General features: G+C 60.5%; 7 protein-coding genes. 3 read left to right on the top strand and 4 right to left on the bottom strand.

All coding sequences use genetic code 11. The features are described 5' to 3' along the window. The 3 genes from B3187_RS13340 to glgP form a co-directional block, all read left to right on the top strand. The coding region (locus B3187_RS13340) for an NAD(P)-dependent oxidoreductase (protein WP_286806968.1) at positions 1–474 on the top strand (474 nt) is incomplete at its 5' end. Continuing rightward, positions 475–3,204 (top strand): cation-translocating P-type ATPase, encoded by a 2,730-nt coding sequence (locus B3187_RS13335; RefSeq protein WP_286806967.1) that lies wholly within the window; start codon positions 475–477, stop codon positions 3,202–3,204. It abuts the gene before it with no gap. A 1-nt stretch (position 3,205) separates the two neighbouring features. Then, positions 3,206–5,716: an alpha-glucan family phosphorylase gene (glgP, locus tag B3187_RS13330; RefSeq protein ID WP_286806966.1), complete on the top strand. Its 2,511-nt coding sequence runs from the start codon at positions 3,206–3,208 to the stop codon at positions 5,714–5,716. Positions 5,717–5,726: 10 nt separating this feature from the next. On the opposite strand, the gene B3187_RS13325 is transcribed toward glgP, so the two are convergent. From B3187_RS13325 to B3187_RS13310, 4 genes are read right to left on the bottom strand one after another with little or no spacing between them, the layout of a single operon-like run. Then, positions 5,727–6,917, bottom strand: coding sequence for an efflux RND transporter periplasmic adaptor subunit (locus B3187_RS13325; protein WP_123637826.1), 1,191 nt, complete (start codon positions 6,915–6,917; stop codon positions 5,727–5,729). Positions 6,918–6,977: 60 nt separating this feature from the next. Then, positions 6,978–9,338, bottom strand: coding sequence for an ABC transporter permease (locus tag B3187_RS13320; RefSeq protein WP_286806965.1), 2,361 nt, complete (start codon positions 9,336–9,338; stop codon positions 6,978–6,980). Positions 9,339–9,344: 6 nt separating this feature from the next. Next, the gene (locus B3187_RS13315; RefSeq protein ID WP_286806964.1) at positions 9,345–10,067 is read right to left on the bottom strand and encodes an ABC transporter ATP-binding protein; all 723 of its coding nucleotides are present in this window, start codon (positions 10,065–10,067) and stop codon (positions 9,345–9,347) included. Between the two features lie 6 nt (positions 10,068–10,073). After that, positions 10,074–12,014, bottom strand: a complete 1,941-nt coding sequence (locus tag B3187_RS13310; RefSeq protein WP_286806963.1) for a DUF1566 domain-containing protein — start codon at positions 12,012–12,014, stop codon at positions 10,074–10,076. Between the last annotated feature and the right edge of the window lie 266 nt (positions 12,015–12,280).

The raw sequence follows: 12,280 nt of genomic DNA, 5'->3' as shown, positions 1-12,280 counted from the left end.
TATCCCGACGAGGCACTGCAGACCGCCGGCGTGGATTACGTGGCACTCGACGACCTCTGGCCGCAATCCGACATCATTTCCCTGCACTGCCCGTTGACCCCGGACAACCACCACCTGATCAACGCCGATGCCCTGCTAAAAATGAAACCGGGTGTGATGCTGATCAATACCGGTCGCGGCGGCCTGCTCGATACCAAAGCGGTGATTGCCGGACTGAAATCCCGACAGGTGGGTTACCTGGGGCTGGACGTGTATGAAGAGGAAAGCGATCTGTTTTTTGAAGATCACTCCAGCCAACTGTTGCAGGATGATGTGTTTGCCCGACTGCTGACATTCCCCAACGTCGTGATCACCGGACACCAGGCGTTCTTCACCCGCGAGGCACTGGCCGCCATTGCAGACACCACCCTGAAGAACCTCACCGGATTCGAACAGCAAGACCGGTCCCTGATGCACTTGATCGAGTCACCGTGAATGACCGCCATGGACACCCGCAACGCCACAACGCCTCCGCCCTCGTCGGACGGAGAGCCGGTGCACGCGCTCAGCGCCGAACAGACGCTGGAGCAGCTCGACAGCACCCCAAACGGATTGAGCACCGATGATGCCCGACAGCGACTGACACAGTGGGGGCCGAACGCCCTGCCCACCCAACCGCCGACACCGGGCTGGAAGCGCTGGCTACGGCAATTTCACAATCTCTTCATTTACGTTCTGCTGGTCAGCGGGTTGATCAGTCTGTTTCTCGGTCATTGGGTGGATGCCGGCGTTATTACCGGGGTGGTATTGATCAATGCCACCATCGGTTTTGTGCAGGAGGGCAAAGCCGAGCAGGCCCTGCGCGCCATTCTGTCCATGAGCCGAAGCCAGTGCCTGGTGCTGCGCGACGGGGCGACCCTCACCCTAGACAGCGAAGCACTGGTGCCGGGTGATGTGGTACTGCTGCAAGCCGGCGACAAAGTCCCCGCCGATATCCGTTTGCTGGAAAGTAAAAGCATCCGCTGTGATGAAGCGTTACTCACCGGTGAATCCCAGGCCGTTGATAAAGTCACCGCACCGGTAAACGCCGAAGCGCCCCTGGCGGAACGGCTCAATATGGCCTATATGGGCACTCTGATCACCTACGGCAGCGGACGCGGTGTGGTCACTCAGACCGGCTCACACACCGAGATTGGCACCATCAACCGGATGGTTCAGGGCGTGACCTTGAGTTCGACGCCGCTGCAGCGCCAACTGCAACGCTTCGCCGGGCAATTGACCCTGGCCATTCTGTTGATCACCGGCGCCACCGTTGTTCTGGGTGCGCTGCTGCATAACCAGAGCCTGGCCACGTTGTTTCAGGGCGCGATCGGTATTGCCGTTGCGGCGATTCCCGAAGGCCTTCCCGCCGTGGTCACCATCACCCTCGCGCTCGGGGTGGAGCGCATGGCCCGCAAACGCTCACTGATGCGGCGCCTGCCCGCGGTGGAAGTGCTCGGTTCGGTGGACGTGATCTGTTCGGATAAAACCGGCACTCTCACCGCCAATGCCATGACCGCGCGTGCGCTGGTCACCAGCACCCACCGGTACACGGTGAGCGGTGAGGGCTACACGCCGGAAGGCGATATCAAGGCGGAATCTCACTCCTCGGGCGACAGCCCCGGCACTGACTCCGTCGCCACCGCCTCCCGCATCGCCCTGTTGTGCAACGATGCCAACCTGACCGAGGAGCAGGGCGAGTGGCAGTTGCACGGCGACCCCACCGAGGGTGCTCTGCTGGTATTGGCAATGAAACACGGGTTGGAGGCCAATCAGTGTCGACGCAAATGGCCGCGCATTGACAGTCTCCCGTTCGAAACCGAAAAACGCTATATGGCCGTGTTGCATGACCACCCCGACGGCGACCGGGAAATGGCGATCAAGGGCGCGCCCGATCGGCTGTTGGAGCTGTGCCGCGAGCAGCTCGGTCCGAATGGCCCGGAACCACTGGACCGGAATTACTGGCACCGCCAGATGGAGCAGCTCGCCTCGAAAGGGATGCGGGTCATGGCTCTGGCTCGCAAACCGATGGACAGCGAACAGACCGAGCTGCATCACCACCATATGGAAAGCGGTCTGGTCATGGTGGCGCTGGTCGGCATCAGCGATCCGCCCCGCCCCGAAGCTGTCGAGGCAATCGCCCAGTGTCACGCAGCCGGTATTCGGGTTCTGATGATTACCGGCGACAATCCGGTAACCGCCGCCGCCATCGGCCGCGAGCTGGGCCTGAACAGCGAGAGGGTGGTCAGCGGTGCGGAGCTCGACCGGATGAATGACGCCGAGCGCATCGCTGTGGTCGATCAGGTCGATCTGTTCGCCCGCACCAGTCCGGCCAACAAACTGCAACTGGTGGAATCACTGCAAGCCCGGGGGCATACCGTGGCCATGACCGGCGACGGCGTCAACGACGCCCCCGCCCTGCGTTCGTCGGACATTGGCATCGCCATGGGCCAGAAAGGCACCGATGCCGCCAAGGAGGCCGCCGACTTCGTACTGACCGATGACAACTTTGCCACCATTACGCATGCCGTAGCAGAAGGGCGCACTGTGTACGACAATATTGTGAAGGCCATTGCGTTCATCCTGCCCACCAATCTGGCCCAGGCCGTCGTCATCGTGCTGGCCATTTTGTTCGGTTGGCTTCTGCCGATCACACCGGTACAGATTCTGTGGGTCAACATGGTCACCGCAGTCACTCTCGCTCTGGCCATGGCGTTTGAGCAGAGCGAAGCCGACATCATGCAGCGTCCGCCCCGCCCCCGCCATCAGGGCTTGATCACCGGCACGCTGCTCTACCGGATTCTGTTGGTCGGCGGTCTCGGTGCACTCACGGTGTTCACCCTGTTTGAGTGGCAGATGTCGGCATCGGGTGACTCGGCTCTGGCGCGCTCCGTTGCGGTCAATGCGCTGGTGCTGTTTGAAATATTTTATTTACTGAGTGCGCGTACCCTGAACGACTCCCTGTGGCACCGGCGCTATTGGCAGGGGTTACGCCCGGCACTGGTGGCCATTGCCGTGGTACTTTTGTTTCAGGGGGTGTTTACCTATTGGCCGATCAGTCAGCGCATTTTTGATGTCGGCGCCTTGAGTGTGAGTCATTGGCTGGTACTGGTGCTGTCGACCAGTCCGATTCTATTGATCGTCGAGTTGGAAAAGTTTCTGACCCGACACCTGCGCGGACACTGACATGGCCCTATCCTCTCGCCCGTTACCGGAAGCCCTCGCCATTCTTCGGGAGCTGTCCATGGACCTGTATTGGAGCTGGAATCACGATGGCGACCAGCTCTGGCAACAACTGAACCCGGAGGTGTGGGAACACACCCAAAACCCGGTGGAGGTATTGCAACTGACCAGCGACGAACAACTTCAGAAAATCGCCCGGGACAAAAACTTCCTCGCCGCGCTGAACACTCTGACCCGGGCGAGGGATGCCTACCTCACCGACACCAGCTGGTATCAACAGCACTACGCCAACTCGGCGCTCAAAGGCATTGCCTATCTCAGTATGGAGTACGGCCTCTGCGATGCCCTTCCGCTGTATGCCGGGGGGCTGGGCATGCTCGCCGGGGACTACCTGAAAACCGCCAGCGATCTGGGTGTACCGGTGGTCGCCGTGGGGCTGCTGTATCAGCAGGGCTATTTCCACCAGAGCCTGGATGACACCGGCTGGCAGCGGGAAACCTATCTGTACAACGACCCGGGCAGCCTGCCCCTGCGCCGGGCTCAGGCGAAAGACGGCAGCTGGCTGCATATTGATACCGAATTTTTGTGTCGGCGGGTGCGTTTTCGGGTCTGGCAGGTCACGGTCGGGCGCATCACCCTGTATCTGCTCGACAGCAATGATCCGCGCAACCAGGCGGGCGACCGGGGCATCACCAGTCAACTCTACGGCGGCAACCGTGAGCTGCGTCTGGTGCAGGAAATTGCTCTGGGCATTTGCGGCTGGCGCTTGCTGGACACCCTCGGTTGTGGAGACTACGTCTGTCACCTGAACGAGGGACATGCGGCATTCGCCACACTGGAGCGCATGCGCACCTATTGCGAGCGACACAAAGTCTCCTTTGATGAAGCACTCTGGGCCACCCGTGCGGGAAATATTTTCACCACTCACACGCCAGTGGCAGCCGGTTTCGATCGCTATCCCATCGAAGTCTTGCGTCGCTATATTGACGAATTCTCCCAACAACTCGGCGTCCCGGCGGAACGGTTATTGGCACTGGGCAAAGCCAATCCAGAGGACTCGACAGAGTGGTTCAATATGGCCTGGCTGGCCATGCGCACCTGCGCTTTTGCCAACGGCGTCAGCGCCTTGCATGGCGCCGTCAGCCGAACCATTTTTCAGCCCCTTTTCCCCCGCTGGCCAGAGCGCGAAGTGCCCATTGGCCACGTCACCAATGGCGTCCATGTGCCCACCTGGGATTCATCCCGGGCCGATAACGAGTGGCGTCAACTGTTCGGTCCGGACCGCTGGCGTCAGGACCTGGAGCGCATGCCCACCGACACCATTGAGCAACTGGACAATCACCGCCTCTGGCAGATGAAGGGTCAGGGCCGGGCACAACTGGTGGACTACGTACGCCGACGTCTGGGCCATCAGTGGCGCCGCGAAAGCGACCCCGGTCAGTGTGCGGTATTCAGCGAACAACCGCTGGACCCGAATGTCCTTACCCTGGGCTTCGCCCGACGGTTTGCCGAGTACAAACGACCCAACCTGTTGCTGCACAACCCGGATCGACTCGCCGCCCTGCTCAACCACCCTCAGCACCCGGTACAACTGATTGTGGCCGGCAAGGCCCATCCCGCGGACCAGTGGGGAAAGAATGCGTTACAGGCCTGGTACCGGTTTGCCCGCCGCGCCGACGTCAAAGACCGGGTGGTTTTTCTGGAGGACTACGATATCGAGCTGGCACAACATCTGGTGCAGGGCGTCGATGTCTGGCTGAACACACCGCGCCGCCCCTGGGAGGCCTGCGGCACCAGCGGCATGAAAGTGCTGGTCAACGGTGGCCTGAACCTGTCCNNCGACGGCTGGTGGGCCGAGGCCTGGCACGCGGAAGTGGGTTGGGCCCTGGGAGACGGTGACGTCCACGGCGAGGAGCAGGACGATGACGATGCCACGGCGCTGTATGAACTCCTGGAGCAGGATATCGCGCCCTGTTTTTATCATCGAGACGACGCCGATATACCCACCGACTGGTTGGAACGAGTACGGCACAGCATGGCCCAACTGACCGCGTCTTTCAGTTGCAACCGGATGCTTCAGGAATACATTGAAGGCTACTATCTCCCGGCCGCCCAATTACTGGCGAACCGCACAAAGGAAAAAGGCGCCCTTGCGGCCGAACTGTTTCAATGGCATTCAGGCCTGTCCCAACATTGGCACGAAATCCACTTGGGTGAGCTGCAGTTCGATGAGCGGGATGGGCATCGTCGGGTCGGGCTGAATGTACAACTCGGCGGATTGAACCCAGAGCATCTGACCGTAGAGTTGATCGCCGACCCCACCGACGCGGAGAGCGCCATCACCCTGGCACTGACACCGGCGAGTACCTTGCAGAGCGCCACTCACAGTTACCGGTATGAAGGGCAGCTGGACAGCGCGCGCCCGGATGGCGACTTCACCGCCCGAGTGGTTCCCAGACATCCGGCGGCGATGATTCCGGCGGAGCACCAGAAAATCATCTGGCAATCGCGGTAGCGTTGAACCCTCAGCGAGCCTCTACGCGCCGGCCCGGTTCGATATCCTGGCCGGGATGGAGGATCACCCGCTCGCCCGGCTCGAGTCCGTCCTGGATTTCGGTCAACAATCCACTGCGCCGTCCCGGCGTCACGGTTCGGCGCACGGCCTCGCCGTCCTCAATCACATACACCGCCCAGCGTTTCTCTTCCCGGAACAGGGCGCTGGCCGGCACCTGCAAGACATCGTCACCTTCCCAGAGAATAAAACGCGCCTCCACCCGGTAACCGTCACCCAGGTCTTTCCAGCGTTCGCGCTGCGCATCAAAATCGACAATGACCCAGACGCGCTGCTCTTCCACTCCCAGCGCGGAAATGTGCGTAAAGCCCGCCGGTTCGATCCGGCGCACCCGTCCCGGCAACACCTCGTCGCCGCCCCAGCGCTCCAATTCCACACGCATTCCCGGGCTCAGACGCACGGCGTCCGGTGAGAGCAGATCCACTTCCACTTGCAGGCTGCTCAAATCACCCAGGGTCAGTATCGGTTCACCCGGTTGAACCCGCCCGGCACTCTGTCGCTCGCGGGTGAGCACGACACCCTCCGTAGGTGCGGTGACCTTGAGCGGCTCCGAACGGACTTCGCCACCCGCAATGGTCAACGCCGCCTCGGCGTTTTCCCGCTCGTGCCGCGCCACATCCACCTGAAACTGTGCCGTGCGCAAACGCGCACTGGCACTGCGTGCTTCCGCCAGCGCCCGGTCCAATGCTTCCCGGGACAGATGGCCCTGATCCACCAGCCGCTGTACCCGCACCAGCTCCCGGTCCGCCAGTTCGGCCTGGGCGCGCTGGACTTCAACGGCGGATTCCGCGGCGGCCAAAGCCGACTCGGCCCGCGCCAGAGCCGCCCGGGCCTGGGCGCCGGTGCGGGCATCCAGCGCGTCAGCCGGTGCCGGATTCAGAGTAAACAGGGTATCGCCCTGAGCCACTTCATCGCCGGGCTCAAGCAGTACTCGATTGAGGTAACCCGCCACCGGCGCCGAGACCTCGAAGCGATCCGGCAGGCGGGTGCGCCCCTCCTCCTCGACAGTAATTCGGAAGGGACCACGAATCACCTGCGCCGAGTCCACCAGCGCGGGCGGATCGCGAAAGCTGATGATCATTACCACAATCACCAGCAAGGTGATGGCGGCAAAAATCAGGGTACGACGGTTCGGGCGTTTCATAGCCATAGGTCCTTGGACTGTCTTGAGCCAGGAGGTTCGCTCCGGCGCCAGAAGGTTTACTTACTCCGCCGACTTCAGGGCCGACACCATATCCAGTTTGACCAGTGCCCGCCCCATCATCAAGGCGGACAACAGGGTCGCGACCAGCACCACCAGGGCGGCGCTGGCATAGGTGTCCGCGGTCAGCACCAGCGGCACCCGGTAAAGATCGGTCTGCATGCCCAGGGTGAGCAGCTGACACAGACCGGCCCCCAGCAGGAAGCCGAGCGGCATGGCCAGCACGGTCAGCAACAACAGCTCACCCAACAAAATAAAAGCAATTTCCGCCCGGGTAAAACCCAATACCCGCAAGGTCGCCAACTCCCGGGCGCGCTCGGCAAAGGCGATGCGTGCGTTGTTGTACACCACGGCAAAGGCGATCGATCCGGCCATAAACACACTGAAAAAGGTGAACACCAGCATACTGTCCGCCATCATATCGTCGAACGCGCGGATGGTGGTGTCCCGCTGGTTCACTCCCGCCACCCGGGGCATGGCCTCCAGGCGGCGATTGACCTCGTCCACCAGCTCCGGGTCCACCGCCAGAAAAGCGCCGCTCACCGTATCGCCCTCACCCAGCAGTCGGGCCAGGGTGTCCTGCCGCAGATAGGCGCCCACGCCGATAAATTCGGTGACCAAACCGGCCACGGGAATGGCAAGCTCCGGCTGCCGCCCTTCCTGCACCTTGACCTGCAGGGTGTCCCCCACTCCAATACCGAGCATGGTCGCCAGATGGTCGGTGAGCAACACCCCTTCGTAGGGAATGGCGATGGGCTGCAATTGATCATCGAGCACCTGCACCAGATGCCGGGGCTCGGAAAAACCCTGGACCCCACCCCGATAAGAACGATGTCCGTAGTGCAGAATCGCCGAGGCGCTGCGAAAACCCTCGACGTAACGAACACCGGGGAGCGCAGCCAGCTCGTGTAGAGCACCGCGCTGGGTGGGTTCAATAAAACTGACGGTCATATCCTGTTGCTGGGCAAGGCGAAACTGCACATCCATCATGTAATCGATGGAGCCCTTCTGAAACCCGGTCAGCATCATCATGCCCACCGCCAGGCTGATACCCAGAATCGACAGCCCCGCCTTGATCGGTTGTCGTTCCAGGTTGCGCAGGATGATTCGGGTCGGCTGACTTAGGCCTCGAATGCCCAACCGCTCGATCAGGGTGCGACGAAAATGGGTGGGCGGTTCCGGGCGCATGGCTTCCGCCGGAGGTAATCGAAACGCCCGGTACACCGCAGTCAAGGTACCCAGTGCCGTCGCGCCGCCGGCGATAACAATAGCGGTCAGCGCCACCGAGGCCCGCAGCCGGAACTCCAGCCAAGGGAAGCGGAAAAAGTCCTGATACAGACCGGCCAGGGCACTGGCCAGCCAGGTGCCCAACAATACCCCGAGAATTGAACCGATCAGAACAATCACCAGCACCAACATAAGGTAGTGTCCGGCCACGGTCAGGCTGTCGTAGCCGAAGGCTTTCAGCACCGCGATCTGCTCGCGCTGGGTGCGGATCAATCGGGCCGCCACCACGTTCAACAAAAACGCGGACACGCCAATAAAAATCAACGGCAGAAACACCGCCATGGCGGCAATCTGTTCCAGCTCCTGTTCAATAAAACGGTGTGACAGTTGATCGTCGCGACCATAGGCGCCGAGCCCGCCCCAGGGCTCAAGCAAACCATCCAGATGGTCGATGGTGGTCTGCGGGTTGGCCCCCGCGTATAGCGTCAGCGTAACGTTGTTGAAGGCCCCTTCCATATCAAAGGCGGATTCCAGGGCATCGCGATTCATCCAGAGAATGGCGTAGCGGGAAAAATCCGGAAACAGATCCCCCGGGCGAATCTGATAGATGTACTCCGGCGAGAGGGCAATGCCGCTGATCCACAGCGTCTGGTAGCGACCATTGATCACCACCGACAGGCGATCACCGGGCTGCAATTCATGCGCCTCGGCGAAGGCTTCGCTTAACAACACCTGATCGTTGCGGCTCGCTTCGGGCAACTGGCCGGTGCGCAGATGCAACTGATTGAGCTGGGGCTGGCGCCCGTCGGGAATGGATTGGGCGAGGCCGGTAACGGGCTGATCGAACCCGGGCACCTGCAGTTTCACCGGCGCCTGCACGCGGGTTTCCAGGGTGGCCACGCCGGGCACGGCGCGCAGACGATCGGCCAGGGATTCAGGCGCGCGCTTGAGATTGGCAAACACCTCGGAAAAGCGCTGGCTCTGATACACACTCTGCTGGCTGAGGCGAAGTGCATCCAGAGCGGTAAAGGACATCACGAACATGGCCACGCCGGTGGCAATCACCACCGCAATGGCAAGGCCCTGCCCTTTCAGGGTCCAGAGGTTGCGCAGCAGTTTGGTATTGAGAGCGCGCATGGCGGGTTACCAGTGCAACTGATCGGGATCAACGGGGTGCGGGTTTTCCGTGACTTCGCTCACCCGCCCGTCGCTCAGGCGAATCATCCGCTCGGCCATATCCGCAATCACTGCATTGTGGGTAATCACCGCGGTGGTGGTACCCAACTCCCGGTTGATCCGGCGCAGCACTTCCAGCACCTTGATACCGGTTTTTGAATCCAGTGCACCGGTGGGTTCATCGCACAACAACACTTCGGGATTTTTGGCGATGGCCCGGGCAATGGCCACCCGTTGCTGTTCACCACCGGACAGTTGAGCCGGGAAATGATCCAAGCGCTCTTCAAGTCCCACCAGCGCCAGGGCATCGGCCGGGTCCATGGGATGGCGGGCAATGTCGGTAACGATGGCGACATTCTCCCGCGCGGTCAGGCTGGGAATCAGATTGTAGAATTGAAAAACAAACCCGACATGGTGACGACGAAAGTCCGTCAGCACCCGCTCAGTCGCATGACTCAGGTCGGTATCCCGGTACCACACTTCCCCTTCGGTACCGCTGTCCAGCCCGCCGAGAATATTGAGCAAGGTGGACTTGCCACTGCCCGAGGCCCCGAGCAACACCACAAACTCCCCGGCGTACAGCTCCATATCCACGCCGCGCAGCGCGTGAATTTCCACCTCGCCCATGCGAAACACCCGGGTGAGGCCCCGGGTGCGGAAAACGCAAATGGGTGAATGGGTTGATGGCATCGGTGGCTAGGGCTCCACATCCCGAACCAGACGGACAAAGCCGAGGTCGCCGGCCTTATCCATCCGTATGGGTTGCTCGGAGTATAACCCACTTGCTCCGAAGTTGACCCCAAGCGCGTCCTCACTCTCGTAACCGCTGAACAGGAGTAGGCCCGACTGACTGGCACTCCAGTACCGGACCTCCCCCCAGCGCCGCAACGCTCCCTGCAGGCTCCTGCCCGGCGTGGCGGGAAACACTTCTGGATTGATCGCGGGTTCGGAACCGCAACTCTCATAAAGGCTTAACAGTTCGATGATGTTGGGCAGGCGCCAACCGTCGTGGTCATGAATCTGATTCAATGCCTGCTGCCAGGTAAACACCTCCGCCGAATCGCTGCACTGGCTACCATCCCAATGTTGGCCCACGGAACAGCGCTGCCACTGCAGATTCGTGGTGGTGTGGTGGACAACCGTCCCGCCCTCGATAATATCAAACGCGCTGGTTGGGGTGGTCGGGTTCATTGCCGTGTGGCGACAGTGATCGCGATCCAGTACATCCAGAGGCTCCGGACCGCGATGACCACTGACGGCATGCGCCCGCAAAGTTTCATCCGCCCGCAAAGGATACATTGTCTTATCACCCCCGTGATGAACGGCCGACAAGCCCCAGACATGTTCATCGGAATTCGCCACTGTATTAGCGGTCCACCAACCTGCGGGCTCTACATGCTCTACCTCTCTGTATTTAAATGTCTCGAGATCATCACCCGGCAAAGGATCAAAACTGGTGACGGAAAACCAGTCGCCCCAATCGGGAAGACGCCAGTCGTCCCGCCCACACAGAGTTTTCTCGTTCAACGCTTCCAGAAAGGCATGAGTATCACATGCCGAGCCTTCACAGTGCCCCCCATCGGGCACTCCGACAACGCCCCCGTTCACCGTATCGTCCGGACTGTACCAGCTGTAGAGGTTGTTGGCCCCGTGCAGCCCGGTCTCGGTTTTGACCTCCCACAGAAGGCCGGTCACGTTATCGCGTGTACAGAACCATTCTGTGGCATCATCCGGCAGCTCGTTGCCCTCGCTATCGATTTTCGTGAAATCGTACTTTTGCGGTTCATCATCGGCTTCTTCCTGATTATCCGTGTCGTTCAGGCGATCTCGCCCCACCTCGCCATCCTGAAGCGGAAATCCGGCCACGGGACACTCGTAGTCAAAGAGTTCATTGTCACCACAGGTTTCAATACCCGTATCGTTGAGATAACTGGTGGAAAAACCGGGAGGCGCAACGGGATCATCCGGGAAATTGTCCTCAGCGGGTAAATTGGCCGGGAAGTACAACGGATCAAGCGTGATTTCATGGAGGGCGCCGCTATCCAACTCCACGGTGACGGTAAACCGATGCACCAGTTCTTCGGTGGGCAGTTCGAGAAGCACGATGTTCCACAATCCGCTGAGCCCAGAGTTGATCGCTCTACCGTCCGGACCGATGTTGGGTGGATCAATCAGAAGATCATTGAGCACCGTACCCGCCGGATAATCTGCGTTGAAATCGCTATCGCTGGTCAACTCCAGCCGCACGGCTCGCTCGCCAAGCTCCGGAGGTTCACAAGAGGTGGCACGGGCGCGCTGAAACAGCGAGAACTCTGGCCAGAACCCTCTGGCACGAGATGCCTGGGAGTCGTCCGGCTCATTGAATTCGACACCGATGTAAATACTTATCAAGTGGCGCTCCGGTGCATCATCGGTGGCCGGAAGTACATTCTGCTGAATGTACGTCATCTCAAGGCCGGTGATGACCGCATCGCTCAAATCTGGCTGGCCACTGCAGTCAATGGGCGGGATTTCCGGCTCGTTATCCTCTTTTTCCTGGTTGAAGTCGTCAACGGCGTTTTGAACATTATTCTCTGAGCCGCCACAAGCCGCCAAAAGCAACACAGCGGTCAATACAAAAGGTAGGTTGATTCTCACGGGTTTTCTCTCCTCATCCATTGGATTTATTGTTCCTCCATGATAGCGCAATCAGGCAGGCACCGCCCGCCGGGTGACACTAGGTTACGCTTTTATAACAACTTTTTACCTTTAGCCAAACAACCACGCGAGCACGATGATCACCAGGGCAATCAGGCCGGCAATGCCTCCGAGCTTCATAAAGGCGACATTGCGCCGGCGCACGGCATCGAGCCGGGCGGTGGTTGAGGCAATGGTGGGCTCTTCGATGTTGGTGTTGGCGGGGT

Origin of the sequence: Marinimicrobium sp. UBA4209 (assembly GCF_002381585.1) — a bacterium.
GTDB lineage: Bacteria > Pseudomonadota > Gammaproteobacteria > Pseudomonadales > Cellvibrionaceae > Marinimicrobium > Marinimicrobium koreense.
The sequence above is the reverse complement of the archived record's forward strand: the minus strand, read 5'-3'. Positions and strand labels throughout refer to the sequence as shown.